Here is a 16,181-nt window from a genome sequence, read left to right on the forward strand (position 1 = left end):
CGGTTCGGTTCGCACCCAAGCGGGATTGAGCAAACGAAAAAACCCGCCGTCTGGTGACGGCGGGTCGCGCATGCCTGGAAGGATGCTTTAGGGGTTAAGCGGCGACGGTGACCGCACCGCGGCGGGCGTCGACCGAGTAGAGGCCCGGGCCGAAGGTGGCGAGCAGGATGTAGGCGCCGGCCAGTGTGAAGTTCTTCATCAGCATGATGCCGTTGAGAGCGTTGATCCAGCCGAGCGCTGCATCAGGCCAGCCTGGGACGGCAACGGTGCCGGAATGGAAGACGAGACCGGTGAAGGCGCAGAACAGGGCGAGTGCCCAGCCGACGATCTTCGTCTGGAAGCCGACGAGGACGGCAACGCCGGTGACGAACTCGAACAGGCCGGCGAGATAGGCAAGCGCTGTTGCGGCAGGCAGGCCGGCACCGGTGATCATGCCGGCAGTGCTTGCCGGGTCGGTCAGCTTGCCGAAGCCGGAATAGATGAAGATGAAGGAGAGAAGGATGCGGGCAACGAGAATGACGGTATTCTGGGTAGACGACATGGAACTGTCTCCGGTTGAATGTGTCGAGATCGCTGTGCCCCCGGCACGTTGTCGATCTCGTATGACGCACTTGTCCTTCATTTCAGTCGTCATGGAAAGATAGACGGAAACGGACAGTTCGTTCAGTAATATTGAACAACGGGTTGCGAGCTTCGGCCGCTTGCCAGTTCCCTGAGCTCTCTTCTATTGCCGCGCACATACAAGGATGCCCAGATGGCAGATCTTTCCGCCCCGATCACCACCCGTTGGCCGACAGCAGACCCCGATGTCGTCCAGCTCTATTCGCTGCCGACGATGCCCTGAATATCAGCTCAGCAACGCAAAAGCCGGCCCGTCAAGGCCGGCTTTTCAATGGAGCTGCCGCTGTCGTTACTGGCGGCGGAACACTTCCTTGCCGGCATTGGTTTCCACCCGCGGGAAGATGAACATGCCCAGCATGCTGCCGGCGCCGTCATGTTCGTAGCCGTTTGATTCACCCATGCAGAACAATGGCTGGCGGTAGCCGTTCTGCATGATGATGGTCGTCGAAAAACAGAAGGAAGACGACAGCGTCGCGGCCTGTTCGAAAATCTGGACGATACGGTTGCGGTCATTCGGATCATAGCAGCGCATCAGGCTGAGCAGGCCGCATTCCGGCAGGGTGAGACCGTGAAGCTTTGCGCTTCGTTCCTTGAGGCGGATCACGCCGCTGGAAAAGTCGCCGACCCAGCTCTCCGACACGGAAAACTGTGCGAGCATTTCTGGATGATTATCATTGAGTTCCAGCGATCCCCGCATGAGCGGTGCGGCCGCGTTGGTTTTTGCGATCTTGAACACATTGTTCCCCAGTTTGGGCGCAGCGTTCCCATGCTGCACACCCGGCAAACATCACAGGCTTATTCAACGCCGAGCATCATGCACGGTCGCCGGAAAACAGGCCTCCGAGCGGTAGGTCCATTCGTGGGAACCGCGCTCGGCTTTTTCCGGAACTATTGCAACTTGTAATTTATCTTTGGGCATTTGGCCCGGCGTTGTCGGTAATTGTCAAATTTGAACGGTGCCGGCTGCAGGAAGAGGAATAGCTGCCAAACGAAGCGCCGAACACAGGGCGGATTTATAATTTCTTTTGCGGGAACGGCAATCGGTTTTTACACGCAGGCGCCGTGGAATGCTTTGTGAATACATTCTAAAATAAACGGCTAGGTTGATAAAAATTTCCTAAATAATCCAAAATTGATGGAGGTTCGGCGGTTTCAGGCCATTAATTGTCGCTGATGCGTCCCGGACGGCGAGTCCAATATGAATTCTCGCCCGTGATAAAATCGGCAAGCCGACAAGCCTCGCGAAAGCCTCGCGGCGCGCTTTTTCCCGCCGGTGGTGTGATTATACGTTTCATCAACGTGTTGAAGTGTGGCCTGCGCAATGTGAGTGCGAATCACAAACGAAAAAGGGCGACCCGAGGGCCGCCCTTTCCGTAACTGAACCGGTTGGTCCGGACAGTGCTGCAATCAGACCTTATGGTCTGATCACATCATGTCCATTCCGCCTCTTCAGCGCGCTTGCCGCGCTGAAGCACTTTAAGTGTATGGGCGGGTTTTACGGCCCTGCTGCAATCAGACCTTATGGTCTGATCACATCATGTCCATTCCGCCTCTTCAGCGCGCTTGCCGCGCTGAAGCACTTTAAGTGTATGGGCGGATTTCACGGCCCTGCTGCAATCAGACCTTATGGTCTGATCACATCATGTCCATTCCGCCCATGCCGCCCATGCCGCCAGGCATGCCACCAGGAGCATCCTTCTTCGGCAGTTCGGCAATCATGGCTTCCGTGGTGATCAGCAGCGAAGCAACCGAAGCTGCGTTCTGCAGAGCCGTACGGACAACCTTGACCGGGTCGACGATACCCATGGCGATCATGTCGCCATATTCGGACGTCTGGGCGTTGTAGCCGTAGTTGTCCTGATCCTTGTCGAGAACCTTGCCGACAACGATCGAAGCTTCGTCACCAGCGTTCTCGGCGATCTGGCGAACCAGAGCCTGCAGGGCGCGGCGAACGATGTTGATGCCAGCTTCCTGGTCGTCGTTCACACCCTTTGCGGTGATCTTCGTCGAAGAGCGGAGCAGAGCGATACCGCCGCCTGGGACGATACCTTCCTGAACAGCAGCGCGCGTCGCGTTGAGGGCGTCGTCGATGCGGTCCTTCTTTTCCTTGACTTCGATTTCCGTGGAGCCGCCAACGCGGATGACGGCAACGCCGCCAGCGAGCTTGGCAAGGCGTTCCTGCAGCTTTTCGCGGTCATAATCGGAAGAGGTTTCTTCGATCTGAGCCTTGATCTGTGCAACGCGGCCTTCGATGTCGGACTTGGCGCCAGCGCCGTCGACGATCGTGGTGTTTTCCTTGGAGATCGAAACCTTCTTCGAACGGCCGAGCATTTCGAGAGTTACGGATTCGAGCTTGATGCCGAGGTCTTCGGAGATGACAGTACCGCCCGTGAGGATGGCGATGTCTTCGAGCATTGCCTTGCGGCGATCGCCGAAGCCAGGAGCCTTGACGGCAGCAATCTTCAGGCCACCGCGCAGCTTGTTGACGACGAGCGTAGCAAGGGCTTCGCCTTCGACGTCTTCAGCGATGATGAGGAGCGGCTTGCCGGTCTGAACGACGGCTTCCAGAACTGGCAGCATGGCCTGCAGGTTCGAGAGCTTCTTCTCGTGAAGGAGAATGTAAGCGTCTTCGAGGTCTGCAACCATCTTTTCAGGGTTGGTCACGAAGTATGGGCTGAGGTAGCCGCGGTCGAACTGCATGCCTTCGACGACTTCGAGTTCGGTTTCAGCGGTCTTGGCTTCTTCGACGGTGATAACACCTTCGTTGCCGACCTTCTGCATGGCTTCAGCAATGTCGAGACCGACCTGCTTGTCGCCGTTTGCAGAGATCGTGCCGACCTGTGCAACTTCTTCCGAAGTCGAGATCTTCTTGGCCTTGGCCTGGAGATCCTTGACGACGTCTGCAACTGCGAGGTCGATACCGCGCTTCAGGTCCATCGGGTTCATGCCGGCGGCTACGGCCTTGTTGCCTTCGCGAACGATCGCCTGGGCAAGAACGGTAGCAGTCGTGGTGCCGTCGCCGGCGATGTCGTTGGTCTTCGAAGCAACTTCGCGGACCATCTGGGCGCCCATGTTTTCGAACTTGTCTTCAAGTTCGATTTCCTTGGCGACCGAAACACCGTCCTTGGTGATGCGCGGAGCGCCGAAGGACTTGTCGATGATGACGTTACGGCCCTTGGGACCGAGCGTTACCTTCACTGCATCAGCGAGAATGTCGACGCCGCGCAGCATCTTTTCGCGCGCGGTGCGGCCAAACTTGATTTCTTTAGCTGCCATGATTGTAGCTCCTAAATTCGGGTGTCCGGGGTTGAGCCCGGTCGGCTATGTCGGAAAGGGAACCCGGCTGATTAGCCGATGATACCCATGATGTCGGCTTCCTTCATGATCAGAAGGTCTTCGCCGTCGATCTTGACTTCGGTGCCGGACCACTTGCCGAACAGAACGCGGTCGCCAGCCTTGACGTCGAGAGCGACGATCTTGCCGGAATCATCGCGAGCGCCGGAGCCGACGGCGACGATTTCGCCTTCCTGCGGCTTTTCCTTGGCGGTATCGGGAATGATGATGCCGCCCTTGGTCTTGGCTTCGGATTCAACGCGGCGAACAACGACGCGGTCGTGAAGGGGGCGGAAGTTGGTGCTTGCCATTGTCTAATCCCTCGATCGAATGACACTTGCGAGCCAGGGAGGCCCGCACGGATGGATGTTAGCACTCGTCTGTGATGAGTGCTAGCGGCCTGCATTTAGGAGCGGCCCATCGGGGAGTCAAGGAAAACGTCGGAATTTTCTTTGCGCATTTCTATATCCGCTTGATGGCAAAGTTGTGAACCCAAGGCGCTGCCGCCGGGCCGCTGAAATGCCTGTGATGGTTAATGCCATGGCCGCCAGCGGTTCTGAGGTCAGGGCCGTCTCGCACCGCGATCCATGGGCTTGCTCTTTCATCGGCAGCGACCGCCGCCGCCTCACCGCATCCTGTCATCGCCCCGTGTCATAAACCTGCGAAACGAGCGGAGGGCAGGGGCGCGGCCAGGCCGGTGGATAGCTCTTCATCCGGCCGGGATTGTTCCGCTCCGATGCCGGTGATATCGAGCAGATCAAGGTGGCTCGTGAAGAGTGGGCGGGGGCGACTGAGGGGATATGAGCGTGAACACAACAGTTTCGGCAGATGACAGCATAGCCGCCGTGCCGCTCGCCGACGCCGTCCGCGTCTGGGCAAGGATCGGTTGTCTGAGCTTCGGCGGTCCCGCTGGTCAGATCGCCCTGATGCACAAGACCATCGTCGACGAGAAACGCTGGGTCTCCGAGGATCGTTTCCTGCACGCGCTGAACTACTGCATGCTGCTTCCCGGCCCGGAAGCACAGCAGCTCGCCACCTATATCGGCTGGTTGATGCATGGCGTGCGCGGCGGCATCCTTGCCGGTCTGCTCTTCGTGCTCCCCGGCTTCCTGATCATGCTGGTGCTATCGGGCCTCTACGCCTTCTTCCAGGAAACCGCCTGGCTGCCGGCACTGTTCTTCGGCCTGAAAGCTGCCGTTCTCGCCGTCGTCATCGAAGCGCTGCTGCGCCTGTCGCGCCGCGCCCTGAAGACGCGGCTGCATTATTACATCGCCGCCGCATCCTTCCTGGCGCTTTGCCTGCTCAACGTGCCGTTTCCCATCGTCGTCATCCTCGCCGGCCTCACCGGCTTTGCCGCCCACAGATACGCCAGCCGCAACACCACGCACGAAGCGCCCGCGACACCATCGCCCGGCCGGTTTCCCAAACTCACCACCCATTCCATCGCCCGGCCGCTCCTCGTGCTGGTCTTCTGGGTTCTCGTCTGGCAGGCGCCGCTGCTGTTCATCCGCAACCTGCACGCCCCCGCCGACCTGATTGCCGAGACGCTCAGCGGCGAGACCAACGTCTTCGGCGCCGTCTTCATCTTCTTCTCGAAGATGGCGGTCATCACCTTCGGCGGTGCCTATGCGGTTCTGTCCTATGTCGCCCAGGTGGCCGTCGGCCATTATGCCTGGCTGCAGCCAGGCGAAATGCTCGATGGCCTGGCGCTGGCCGAAACCACGCCCGGCCCGCTGGTTCTCGTCCTCTGTTTCGTCGGTTTCCTCGCCGGCTTCCGCAACCCGATCGCCATGGCGCCGCTGACGGGCGGCGTCCTCGGCGCCGTCCTCGTCGCATGGGCCACCTTCGTCCCGAGCTTCATCTGGATCTTTGCCGGCGCCCCCTTCGTGGAGAGGCTGCGCGACAATGCAGCGCTATCGGCAGCACTCTCCGCCATCACCGCCGCCGTCGTCGGCGTCATCCTCAACCTGTCGCTCTGGTTCGGCCTGCATGTGCTCTTCGCCGAAGTCGGCCGCATCGCCCTGCTGTCGCGCCGCTCGGGCCTGCCGATCGTCAGCCTCGCATGGCCGCAATGGGCAACGATCGATATCGCAGCCCTCGCCATCTTCGTGGTCGCCGCCATTCTTCTCTTCAAGCTGAAGCTCGGCATGGTCAGGGTGCTGGCCATCTCAGCCGCCGCCGGACTTGCCATCAAGGGCATCGAACTGCTCGTCTGACGCCGTCCCGGACCCCGGAGTCACAAGAATTTCACGCCCCAGCATCGCAAAATTCCTTGCCATCGCTGCATGGCTTTGCGATGTCAGCCGTCACCGGACATGAATTAGGATATCGGAATGGCGCAGCGCATCGACAGTTTTGCAGAGATCACCAGCCAGTACGACGCGGTGTTCTGCGATGTGTGGGGCGTGCTCCACAATGGCGTCTCGCCCTTTCCGAAGGCAGCTGCGGCACTGGAAGCCGCCCGCAACGCCGGCCTTACCGTCGTCCTCATCACCAATTCGCCGCGCATCGCCCCGCTGGTGGTCGACCAGCTCCGCCAGATCGGCATCCAGGACGAGGCCTATGACCGCATCGTCACCTCTGGCGATGTCACCCGCGGCCTGATCGCCGAAGGCCCGAAGAAGGTCTTCCTGCTCGGCCCGGATCGCGACGTGGCGATCATCGAAGGCATCGGCGTCGAGCGCGTCGAAGCCGATGATGCCGATTGTGTCGTCTGCACCGGCTTCTTCGATGACGAGAAGGACACGCCCGAAGACTACACCGACATGCTGAAGGCCTTCCAGGCCCGCGCCGTGCCGCTGATCTGCGCCAACCCGGACCTGATCGTCGAGCGCGGCCACCGGATGATCCCCTGTGCCGGCGCCATGGCCGCCTATTACCAGCAGCTCGGCGGCCAGACCCGCATTGCCGGCAAGCCGCACAAGCCGATCTACGATGCGGTTGTCTCCGTTGCCCGCGAAGTCCGCGGCGAGTTCCCGAACAGCCGCATCCTGGCGATCGGCGACGGGATGCCGACCGACGTGCGCGGCGCGCTCGATTACGGCCTCGATCTGCTCTATATCAGCGGCGGTATCCATGCGGCCGAATACACCATCAACGGCGAAACCGACGAGGCGATCCTCACCGCCTATCTCGAGCGCGAGAAGGCCACGCCGAAGTGGTGGATGCCCCGTCTTGCTTAAGATCTCTGGCCTGAGACATCTGCCCCGAGACGCCGTTTCAAGCATCCTTGCGTAAGCCTGCACCATCAGTAAAGTCTGCCCGATGACCGTTTTTCACCGCAACGAAACCCGCGAGCCCTTGCCCGACCACCTCCGTGGCGGCGTGATTGCCATCGGCAATTTCGACGGCGTGCACCGTGGTCATCAGTCGGTGCTGGAGCGGGCGCTGGAGATTGCCGCGGAACGCGGCGTCCCGGCCCTGGTGCTGACCTTCGAGCCGCATCCCCGCACCGTCTTCGGCCCGCAGAACCCGGTCTTCCGCCTGACACCGGCACCGCTGCGGGCGCGCATCCTCGAAGCCATGGGCTTTGGCGCGGTCATCGAATATCCGTTCGATCGCGAATTCTCGCAGCGCTCGGCCGACGATTTCATCCATTCGATCCTCAAGGATTGGCTCGGTGCCTCTGAAGTCGTCACCGGCTTTGATTTCCACTTCGGCCGTGGACGCGAAGGCGGACCAGCCTTCCTGATGGACGCCGGCCAGAAATACGGCTTCGGCGTCACCCTGATCGATGCCTTCCGTGACGAGAATTCCGATGTCGTCTCCTCCAGCCGCATCCGCGGCCTGTTGAAGGAGGGCGAGGTGATCGAGGCTGCCGGCCTGCTCGGCTACCACTACACGGTTGAATCCGAAGTGATCGGTGGCGAAAAGCTCGGCCGCGAACTGGGCTTCCCCACCGCCAACATGCGGCTTCCCGCCGAAGTCGAACTCAAGCCCGGCATTTACGCCGTCCGCTTCCGCTTCGACGACGGCACGCTGCACGATGCGGTGGCGAGCTATGGCCGCCGCCCGACGGTGACCGACAACGGCGCCCCGCTGCTCGAAACCTTCGTCTTCGATTTCAGCGGCGATCTCTACGGCCGGATCTGCGCCGTCTCCTTCTTCGCCTATCTGCGCCCGGAACTGAAGTTCGACGGCCTCGAACCGCTGGTCGAGCAGATGAACCGCGACAAGGACGAGGCGAGGGCGCTTCTTTCCGGCGTCCAGCCGATCAGCCCGCTGGATCGCAAGCTCTGCGGCTTCGAATAGCGGCCGATCAGCGCTCTCAAAGTTTGCCCGTGTATCCAGCGTCCTTCAGGATCGCGTTTGCCGTATGACGGCTTTGAAGATTGCGCGGGACGAGAAGCATCTTCTTGGTTGCCGGAGACTGCCATTTCTCATGCGATCCCTTGGCGTTCTTCAGATAGACGTAGCCAAGCGCTGAAATGATCTCGCACACAATCTTGTAATAGCCCTCGGCCATTTATGCCACTGCGACCTGAGGAGCGGGACGCTGCCAGAGTATCGCCGGAATTAGGTCTTTCAGGGGGGTGCGAGCGAGATCGGACGGGGCGATGTGATTGGCGATGATCAGCTCGATGGCGCTGTCGAAGATGATGTCTTCGAACTCGTCGATATCGGCCGTCTCGATATGCAGCCCTTCGATATCGCTCTCGGAGTAGAAGACTTCGGCCTCCTTGTCCCAGATTGCCTTGATGAAAAAGGTGCGTTTCACCATCGAATGAGCCTCTGTTTTATGATGACCCCAATATAGAGCTTCCGCGGTGACAGACAACGTCGGTGGAGGGCATGGCAATGTCAACTCTCCTCTTTCTTTCCGCCGGAAAAACGCCTATGAACCGGCGCGATGAACATAGTCCGGCTGGCGATCACGATACGAATTATCGGCCCGGCCTTCCGCGCGCGCTAAGCGGCCGGAAGGTCCGGGTTTTTGGCGCTTGACCCAGAGCGCCTCCGTCACCACGCATTTTTCAAGCCCGTTGCGCCCATTCCGCGGCGCCAGAAACGATTGCTAGACATGACCGACACAGCCGAAAAGATCGACTATTCCAAGACCCTCTATCTGCCGGAAACCGATTTCCCGATGCGCGCGGGCCTGCCGCAGAAGGAGCCGGAAACCGTTGCCCGCTGGCAGCAGATGGGCCTCTACAAGAAACTCCGCGCGTCGGCCGCCGGCCGCGAAAAGTTCGTGCTGCACGATGGCCCTCCCTATGCCAACGGCAACATCCACATCGGCCACGCGCTGAACAAGATCCTGAAAGACGTCATCAACCGCTCGTTCCAGATGCGTGGCTTCGATGCCAACTACGTCCCCGGCTGGGATTGCCACGGCCTTCCGATCGAGTGGAAGATCGAGGAAAAATACCGCGAGAAGGGCAAGAACAAGGACGAGGTTCCGGTCAACGAATTCCGCCAGGAATGCCGTGATTTCGCCGCCGGCTGGATCAAGATCCAGGCCGAGGAGTTCAAGCGTCTCGGCATCGAGGGTGACTTCGACAATCCCTACACGACGATGGCCTTCCACGCCGAAAGCCGCATCGCCGGCGAACTGCTGAAGATCGCCAAGACAGGCCAGCTGTACCGCGGCTCCAAGCCGATCATGTGGTCGGTGGTCGAGCGCACGGCGCTCGCCGAAGCCGAAGTCGAATACCACGACATCGAGAGCGACATGATCTGGGTGAAGTTCCCGGTTCGTCACATCGATCCCAAATACCAGTGGCAAAACGAGATTGGTACCGCGGAACAACATACTGCCGCGAAGGATTCTCCGCTTATGGAAGCGTCGGTCGTTATCTGGACCACGACGCCTTGGACCATCCCGGGAAACCGGGCCATCGCTTATTCTTCGCGCGTCGCCTACGGCCTCTACGAAGTGACCGAAGCTGTAAACGACTTTGGGCCACGTCCCGGCGAAAAACTGATCTTTGCTGATAAGTTGGCTGAAGACTGCGCCGCGAAGGCGAAGCTGACATTCAAGCGCTTGGCTAGCCTGACTCCTGAGGGTCTGGCTGCCATCACCTGCGCCCACCCCTTCAAGGGCTTCGGCGGCGGCTACGAATTCGACGTCCCGCTGCTCGATGGCGACCACGTCACCGATGACGCCGGCACCGGCTTCGTGCACACCGCGCCCAGCCACGGCCGCGAAGACTTTGATGCCTGGACGGCCAGTGCCCGCCAGCTCGAGGCCCGCGGCATCTCGACGAAAATCCCGTTCACTGTTGACGATGCCGGCTTCTACACGGCGGATGCACCCGGCCTCGAGGGCGGTCGCGTCATCGACGACAACGGCAAGAAGGGCGATGCCAACGATCGCGTCATCAAGGAACTCATCGCCCGCAACGCGCTGTTCGCCCGCGGCCGGCTAAAACATTCCTATCCGCATTCCTGGCGCTCGAAGAAGCCGGTGATCTTCCGCAACACGCCGCAGTGGTTCGTCTACATGGACAAGAACCTCGCCGACGGCACGACGCTGCGTTCGCGCGCGCTGAACGCTATCGACGACACCCGCTTCGTGCCGGCAGCCGGCCAGAACCGCCTGCGCGCCATGATCGAAGGCCGCCCGGACTGGGTGCTTTCCCGTCAGCGCGCCTGGGGCGTGCCGATCTGCGTCTTCGTCGATGAAGCCGGCGAGATCCTGCAGGACGAGGAGGTCAACGCCCGCATCCTCGCATCCTTCGAGAAGGAAGGCGCCGACGCCTGGTTTGCCGAAGGGGCCCGCGAGCGTTTCCTCGGCAAGAAGTCGAACGAGCCGTGGAAGCAGGTGATGGACATCCTCGACGTCTGGTTCGACAGTGGCTCCACCCACACCTTCACGCTCGAAGACCGCCCCGACCTGAAATGGCCGGCCGATCTCTATCTCGAAGGCTCCGACCAGCATCGCGGCTGGTTCCACTCGTCGCTGCTGGAATCAGCTGCCACCCGCGGCCGCGCGCCTTACAACGCCGTCCTCACCCATGGCTTCACCATGGACGAGAAGGGCGAGAAGATGTCGAAGTCGAAGGGCAACGTCACCTCTCCGCAGGAAATCATGAAGGATGCCGGCGCCGACATCCTGCGCCTCTGGGTCATGACGTCTGACTATGCAGACGACCTGCGCGTCGGCAAGACCATCATCCAGACCAATGTCGATGCCTACCGCAAGCTGCGCAACACCATCCGCTGGATGCTCGGCACGCTGGCCCACGACAAGGGCGAGACCTTCGAACTCAAGGCCATGCCGGAGCTGGAGCAACTGATGCTCCACCGCCTGGCCGAGCTCGACCAGCTGGTGCGCGAAAGCTACGACGCCTTCGACTTCAAGAAGATCGCCCGCGCGCTGATCGATTTCGCCAATGTCGAGCTCTCGGCCTTCTACTTCGACGTCCGCAAGGATGCGCTCTATTGCGACGCGCCGTCGAGCCCGCGCCGCCGTGCCTCGCTGCATGTCATCCGCACGATCTTCGATTGCATGGTGACGTGGCTGGCGCCGATGCTGCCCTTCACGACAGAAGAGGCATGGCTGTCGCGCAACCCTGACGCCGTCTCCGTCCACCTCCAACAGTTCCCGACCATTCCGGCGGACTGGAAGAACGAGGCGCTGGCCGAGAAGTGGAAGAAGATCCGCGCAGTGCGCACCGTCGTCACCGGCGCACTGGAGATCGAGCGCAAGGACAAGCGCATCGGCTCCTCGCTCGAAGCAGCCCCTGTCGTCCATGTCGCCGATCCGGAGCTGATGAAGGCGCTCGATGGTCAGGACTTCGAAGAGATCTGCATCACCTCCGGCATCGTCATCGATGGTTCCGAAGGCCCGGCAGACGCCTTCCGCCTGTCCGAGGTGCCGCTGGTCTCGGTCGAGCCGAAGCTTGCCGAGGGGACGAAATGCGCCCGCTCGTGGCGGATCACCACCGATGTCGGCTCCGATGCCGACTATCCCGACGTCTCTGCCCGCGACGCGGCAGCGCTTCGCGAACTTGCGGTGTAAAATCGAAGAAAATTACTGGGTGAATTGCGCATTGGCGGTTCATCCGGTAAAAGCTGCCTGAAAATGGCCGGATTTTTCCGTCAGGGGGACGAGTGTCCGGTTTTTAAGCGTTTGAATGCACCGGCATGGCTGGAAGGGTTTTCATGTTATCGAAGCGTTGGTTCCGTTTGGGCGCCTGCCTGACTGTCGCAATGGCAGGCAGCGCGATGATCACGAGCTGCAGCAGCGGCCCTCGCTATGGCACGGACAAGACGGCCTTTCAGCAGCTGACCGATGACCTCGGTCAATCGACCTCGCTGACCGGCGCAGAGCCGAAGAACAAGGGCGTCAAGTACAACCCGCGTGGAAGCCTGGTCGTCCCCGCCACGGCGCAGGCCAAGGAAACGCTGGTCGAGCCGCAGCAGTCGATCGCCAGCAAGGACAATCCGCAGTGGATCGAATCCCCTGAGGAAACCCGTCAGCGCCTGGTCAAGGAAGCCGACGACAACAGCGACAAGTCGAACTACCAGTCGCCGCTGGCAAACAACCAGATCGAAGGCGGCCGCCGCACCACGGAAGAGCAGACCAAGGCTTACCGTGAAGCCCGCGCCATCCAGAAGGGTGCCAACATCGATCAGCGCCGCTCGATTTCCGATCCGCCGGCAGAATTCCGCCAGGTCGACGATCCGTCGAAGCTCGATGATCTCGGCGAGCCCGAGCTGAAGAAGATGAAGAAGAAAAAGAAGGAAGCCGCCGTCGCCGGCTCCGGCAAGCAGTGGTGGAACCTGCTGCAGTAAGGCTGCATTTCAGACCTTAGACGCTTCGGCAGGTAGCACCCCCTTTGTCCTGCCGGACATCTCCCCCATAAGGGGGAGATCGACTCGCTTTGCGCCAGACGCTGAGAGTGGAGCAAGCGCGTCCGCCCAGCCAATCTCCCCACCTGTGGGGGAGATGCCCGGCAGGGAAGAGGGGCTACCTCACGGCAAAGCACCTCAATCCCGCTTGCCCTGAAAGAACCCGCGCAAAATCTCCGCTGCCTGCACCTCGTTGATCCCCGAATAGACATCCGGCGCATGATGGCAGGTCGGCTGCGCGTAGAACCGCACGCCATTGTCGACCCCGCCGCCCTTCGGATCTTCGGCCCCGTAATAGAGCCGCCGGATACGGGAAAACGAGATCGCCGCCGCGCACATGGTGCAGGGCTCCAGCGTCACATAGAGATCGGCACCCGTCAGCCGCTCCTGCCCGAGCGCATCGCAGGCCATGCGGATGGCGGCCACTTCGGCGTGTGCGGTGATGTCGTGGAGCTCGCGGGTGCGGTTGCCGGAACGGCCGATCACGGTGCCGTCGAGAACGACGACAGCGCCGATCGGCACCTCGCCACGCGCACCCGCGGCACGCGCTTCCTCGAGCGCCAGCTCCATAAATTCATTTGTCTTCACGATCCGACAATTTCCACTTAACCGCAGGGGCGCGAACTGATAGAAGGCCCCAAAAGGCAGGCAAACAACAAATGACATTCAAAGACAAGCCAAAACGGCCGGGTGGCAAGCCATCCCCGCGCGATACCGATGCGAAATTCGGCGATAAGCCAGCAAAGCCGTTCGCCAGACAAGAGGCGAGCGCTGCACCGGGTGACGGCAAGGCAGAGCGCATCTCGAAGGTGATGGCGCGCGCCGGCGTTGCTTCGCGTCGCGATATCGAACGCATGATCATGGACGGCCGCGTCACGCTGAACGGCAAGCCGCTGGAAACGCCGGTGGTCAACGTCACGCTGACCGACAAGATCGAAGTCGATGGCGTGCCGATCCGCGGTATCGAGCGCACCCGTCTCTGGCTCTACCACAAGCCGGCCGGCCTGGTGACCACCAACGCCGATCCGGAAGGCCGCCACACCGTATTCGACAATCTGCCGGATGATCTGCCGCGCGTCATGTCGATCGGCCGCCTCGATATCAACACCGAAGGCCTGCTGCTGCTCACCAACGACGGCGGCCTTGCCCGCGCGCTGGAACTGCCAACGACAGGCTGGCTGCGCCGCTACCGCGTGCGCGCCCACGGCGATATCGACCAGGATGCGCTTGACAAGCTGAAGGAAGGTATTGCCGTCGATGGCGTGCTCTATGGCGCCATCGAAGCGACGCTCGACCGCACCCAGGGCTCCAACGTCTGGCTCACCATGGGCCTGCGCGAAGGCAAGAACCGCGAAATCAAGAACGTGCTCGGCGCCCTCGGCCTCGAGGTCAACCGCCTGATCCGCATTTCCTACGGCCCCTTCCAGCTCGGCGATCTGCCCGAGCGTGACGTCGTCGAAGTCCGCGGCCGCACGCTGCGCGACCAGCTCGGCCCGCGCCTGATCGAAGACGCCAAGGCCAATTTCGACGCCCCGATCTACAACGCCCCGGCACTCGCCGCCGAAGAAGAGGTCGAAGCCAAGCCCGAGCGCCGCGAGCGCTCGTGGAAGCCGGAAGACAAGCGCGAACGCGCGCTGAGCCGCCTCGACACCAAGCGCGACGATCGTCGCGACGGTGGACGTGACGGTGGTGGTCGTGATGGTGGCCGTGACAGCGGTGGCCGCGATGCCGGCCCGCGCAAGGACGACGACCGTCCGAAGCGCCCGGCGCTCGGCACCCGTCGCAGCGCCAATGTCTGGATGGCGCCCGGCGCCCGTCCGCTCGGCGAAAAGGCAACCGCCAAGGCCGAAAGAAACGCCCAGACGGCGCTTCGCCGCGGCGAAAAGCCTGGCCGCTCCAAGCCGCAGCCGACCAGCTACGACGACGGCCCGCGCGTCCAGATCAACCGCGCCCGCGACGAAGAGGGCGAATGGATCCGCTCCAGCGAAGTCAGCAACGATGACGGCGGCCGCAAGCGCTCCGGCGATCGTCCAGGCGGTGACCGCGGCGATCGTGGTGGCCGCGGCGAAAAGTCGTTCGGTGATCGCGCCCCGCGTGGCGACAAGCCCTTTGGCGACCGTCCGCCCCGTGGTGATAGACCCGGTGGTGATCGTACCGCCCGTGGTGACAGACCTCATGGCGACCGCCCGCCTCGCGGCGACCGCCCATCCGGTGATCGTCCTCCTCGTGGCGACCGCCCGTTCGGTGACAAGCCGCGCGGTGATCGCAAGCCTCGCGAAGACGGCGAGCGTCCGCGCTCCTTCAGTGACCGCCCGGCCCGCAGCGACCGTCCTTATGGCGATCGTCCAGCCCGCAGCGAGCGTCCGGCAGGTGACCGTCCGGCCCGTGGTGATCGCCCGTTCGGCGACAAGCCACGCGGTGACCGCAAGCCACGCGAAGAGGGTGCAGAGCGCCCGCGTTCCTTCGGTGACCGTCCGGCCCGCGGCGAACGTCCAGCCGGTGCCCGGCCTTCGGGAGATCGCCCCTATGGCGACAAGCCGCGCCGTCCGCGTCCAGAGGGCGACGAGCGTCCGCGTTCGAAGAGCTTCTCCGGCGAGGCACGCTCCGAGCGTCCCGCTGGCGACAGACCTTCAGGCGCCAGGCCTTCGGGAGCCAGGCCTTCAGGAGATCGTCCGTTCGGCGACAAGCCGCGCGGCAAGAGCTTCGGCAAGCCTGCGGGTGCAAAGCCGGGTGGTTCCAAGCCATCGGGCGCAAAGAGTTTTTCCGGCAAGCCTTCGGGCGATCGGCCGGGTGGCGGTGGCAAGCCTGCGGGCGGGCCGTCGCGTGGTGGACCTAAAGGGAAGGGAATAGCGCGCGGTGCGGATCGTCGGCGGTGAGTTTCGCGGACGGTCGCTCGCCGTACCCAAATCCAACGACATCCGGCCGACTGCGGACCGGACGCGTGAGAGCCTGTTCAATATTCTGAGCCATGCCTATCCGGAATGCGTCGATGGCACCCGGATACTCGACCTGTTCGCCGGCACCGGCGCCGTCGGCCTTGAAGCCGTGTCGCGCGGCTGCCGTCATGCGCTGTTTGTCGAAAACAGCGTCGAGGGCAGGGGCCTGCTCTGGGAAAACATCGATGCGCTCGGCCTGCACGGCAAGACGCGTATCCTGAGGCGCGACGCCACCGATCTCGGCAGCGTCGGCAATCTCGAGCCGTTCCAGTTCCTGTTCGCCGATCCGCCCTATGGCAAGGGTCTCGGCGAAAAGGCGATGGCGGCGGCCGCCAAGGGTGGCTGGCTGCAGACCGGCGCAATTGCGGTGCTCGAAGAGCGCGCCGACGTTGTCGTTTCGGTCGATCCGTCCTATCTGTTCCTGGAGAACAGGATTTTTGGCGATACCAGGGTTCATTTCTTCCGCTATCAGCCTTTATAGGCAGCGTATTACGG

14 protein-coding genes and 1 pseudogene are annotated in these 16,181 nt (G+C 62.0%); 8 read left to right on the forward strand and 7 right to left on the reverse strand.

Going from position 1 to position 16,181, the window contains the following annotated elements; translation table 11 throughout:
• Positions 1 to 94 precede the first annotated feature (94 nt).
• A complete protein-coding gene (locus GVL52_RS19060) occupies positions 95 to 541 on the reverse strand; it encodes a DoxX family protein (protein ID WP_160010006.1) in 447 nt (148 codons plus the stop codon).
• A 213-nt stretch (positions 542 to 754) separates the two neighbouring features.
• Between GVL52_RS19060 and GVL52_RS19065 the strand changes: the two are divergent.
• Positions 755 to 835 (forward strand): annotated as a pseudogene (locus GVL52_RS19065) (glutathione S-transferase); the annotation flags it as partial.
• 75 nt (positions 836 to 910) lie between these two features.
• Here the strand turns inward: GVL52_RS19065 and GVL52_RS19070 are convergent.
• The 3 genes from GVL52_RS19070 to groES all read right to left on the reverse strand — a co-directional run bounded on the left by GVL52_RS19070 (position 911) and on the right by groES (position 4,265).
• Positions 911 to 1,357, reverse strand: a complete 447-nt coding sequence (locus GVL52_RS19070; RefSeq protein ID WP_200847856.1) for a hypothetical protein — start codon at positions 1,355 to 1,357, stop codon at positions 911 to 913.
• An 899-nt stretch (positions 1,358 to 2,256) separates the two neighbouring features.
• The gene (groL, locus tag GVL52_RS19075) at positions 2,257 to 3,897 is read right to left on the reverse strand and encodes a chaperonin GroEL (protein WP_160010010.1); all 1,641 of its coding nucleotides are present in this window, start codon (positions 3,895 to 3,897) and stop codon (positions 2,257 to 2,259) included.
• A 71-nt stretch (positions 3,898 to 3,968) separates the two neighbouring features.
• Positions 3,969 to 4,265 (reverse strand): co-chaperone GroES, encoded by a 297-nt coding sequence (groES, locus tag GVL52_RS19080; protein WP_160010012.1) that lies wholly within the window; start codon positions 4,263 to 4,265, stop codon positions 3,969 to 3,971.
• A 489-nt stretch (positions 4,266 to 4,754) separates the two neighbouring features.
• Here groES and chrA point away from each other — a divergent pair, with 489 nt between their 5' ends.
• The 3 genes from chrA (at position 4,755) to GVL52_RS19095 (ending at position 8,205) form a co-directional block, all read left to right on the forward strand.
• Positions 4,755 to 6,170 (forward strand): chromate efflux transporter, encoded by a 1,416-nt coding sequence (gene chrA / locus GVL52_RS19085; protein WP_160010014.1) that lies wholly within the window; start codon positions 4,755 to 4,757, stop codon positions 6,168 to 6,170.
• A gap of 117 nt (positions 6,171 to 6,287) precedes the next feature.
• Positions 6,288 to 7,136, forward strand: a complete 849-nt coding sequence (locus tag GVL52_RS19090; protein ID WP_160010016.1) for a TIGR01459 family HAD-type hydrolase — start codon at positions 6,288 to 6,290, stop codon at positions 7,134 to 7,136.
• A gap of 82 nt (positions 7,137 to 7,218) precedes the next feature.
• Positions 7,219 to 8,205: a bifunctional riboflavin kinase/FAD synthetase gene (locus GVL52_RS19095; protein ID WP_160010018.1), complete on the forward strand. Its 987-nt coding sequence runs from the start codon at positions 7,219 to 7,221 to the stop codon at positions 8,203 to 8,205.
• 16 nt (positions 8,206 to 8,221) lie between these two features.
• On the opposite strand, the gene GVL52_RS19100 is transcribed toward GVL52_RS19095, so the two are convergent.
• Both GVL52_RS19100 and GVL52_RS19105 read right to left on the reverse strand, forming a co-directional pair.
• Positions 8,222 to 8,419: a type II toxin-antitoxin system HicA family toxin gene (locus tag GVL52_RS19100; RefSeq protein ID WP_160010020.1), complete on the reverse strand. Its 198-nt coding sequence runs from the start codon at positions 8,417 to 8,419 to the stop codon at positions 8,222 to 8,224.
• Positions 8,420 to 8,674 (reverse strand): DUF1902 domain-containing protein, encoded by a 255-nt coding sequence (locus GVL52_RS19105; protein WP_160010022.1) that lies wholly within the window; start codon positions 8,672 to 8,674, stop codon positions 8,420 to 8,422.
• A 300-nt stretch (positions 8,675 to 8,974) separates the two neighbouring features.
• Between GVL52_RS19105 and ileS the strand changes: the two genes are divergently transcribed.
• Positions 8,975 to 11,917, forward strand: coding sequence for an isoleucine--tRNA ligase (ileS, locus tag GVL52_RS19110; protein ID WP_160010024.1), 2,943 nt, complete (start codon positions 8,975 to 8,977; stop codon positions 11,915 to 11,917).
• A 143-nt stretch (positions 11,918 to 12,060) separates the two neighbouring features.
• Positions 12,061 to 12,693, forward strand: coding sequence for a hypothetical protein (locus GVL52_RS19115; RefSeq protein WP_160010026.1), 633 nt, complete (start codon positions 12,061 to 12,063; stop codon positions 12,691 to 12,693).
• A 195-nt stretch (positions 12,694 to 12,888) separates the two neighbouring features.
• Here the strand turns inward: GVL52_RS19115 and GVL52_RS19120 are convergent, their stop codons facing one another.
• Entirely contained in the window at positions 12,889 to 13,320 is a 432-nt protein-coding gene (locus tag GVL52_RS19120; RefSeq protein WP_160010144.1) for a nucleoside deaminase, read from the reverse strand.
• An 89-nt stretch (positions 13,321 to 13,409) separates the two neighbouring features.
• Here GVL52_RS19120 and GVL52_RS19125 point away from each other — a divergent pair, with 89 nt between their 5' ends.
• Complete coding sequence (locus GVL52_RS19125) at positions 13,410 to 15,626, forward strand: pseudouridine synthase (RefSeq protein ID WP_160010028.1); 2,217 nt, start codon at positions 13,410 to 13,412, stop codon at positions 15,624 to 15,626.
• Positions 15,607 to 16,167: a 16S rRNA (guanine(966)-N(2))-methyltransferase RsmD gene (gene rsmD, locus GVL52_RS19130; protein ID WP_160010030.1), complete on the forward strand. Its 561-nt coding sequence runs from the start codon at positions 15,607 to 15,609 to the stop codon at positions 16,165 to 16,167. The genes GVL52_RS19125 and rsmD overlap by 20 nt, the downstream gene beginning before the upstream one ends.
• Positions 16,168 to 16,181: the final 14 nt, after the last annotated feature.

It is taken from the genome of Rhizobium sp. 18055 (genome assembly GCF_902706285.1).
In the GTDB taxonomy this organism is placed as follows: domain Bacteria; phylum Pseudomonadota; class Alphaproteobacteria; order Rhizobiales; family Rhizobiaceae; genus Rhizobium.

Coding starts and splice junctions, on each gene's coding strand:
- ileS (WP_160010024.1), top strand. CDS start 8,975: ATGACCGACACAGCCGAAAAGATCGACTATTCCAAGACCCTCTATCTG.
- GVL52_RS19095 (WP_160010018.1), top strand. CDS start 7,219: ATGACCGTTTTTCACCGCAACGAAACCCGCGAGCCCTTGCCCGACCAC.
- GVL52_RS19100 (WP_160010020.1), bottom strand. CDS start 8,419: ATGGCCGAGGGCTATTACAAGATTGTGTGCGAGATCATTTCAGCGCTT.
- GVL52_RS19060 (WP_160010006.1), bottom strand. CDS start 541: ATGTCGTCTACCCAGAATACCGTCATTCTCGTTGCCCGCATCCTTCTC.
- GVL52_RS19105 (WP_160010022.1), bottom strand. CDS start 8,674: ATGGTGAAACGCACCTTTTTCATCAAGGCAATCTGGGACAAGGAGGCC.
- GVL52_RS19090 (WP_160010016.1), top strand. CDS start 6,288: ATGGCGCAGCGCATCGACAGTTTTGCAGAGATCACCAGCCAGTACGAC.
- groES (WP_160010012.1), bottom strand. CDS start 4,265: ATGGCAAGCACCAACTTCCGCCCCCTTCACGACCGCGTCGTTGTTCGC.
- chrA (WP_160010014.1), top strand. CDS start 4,755: ATGAGCGTGAACACAACAGTTTCGGCAGATGACAGCATAGCCGCCGTG.
- GVL52_RS19115 (WP_160010026.1), top strand. CDS start 12,061: ATGTTATCGAAGCGTTGGTTCCGTTTGGGCGCCTGCCTGACTGTCGCA.
- GVL52_RS19120 (WP_160010144.1), bottom strand. CDS start 13,320: ATGGAGCTGGCGCTCGAGGAAGCGCGTGCCGCGGGTGCGCGTGGCGAG.
- groL (WP_160010010.1), bottom strand. CDS start 3,897: ATGGCAGCTAAAGAAATCAAGTTTGGCCGCACCGCGCGCGAAAAGATG.
- GVL52_RS19125 (WP_160010028.1), top strand. CDS start 13,410: ATGACATTCAAAGACAAGCCAAAACGGCCGGGTGGCAAGCCATCCCCG.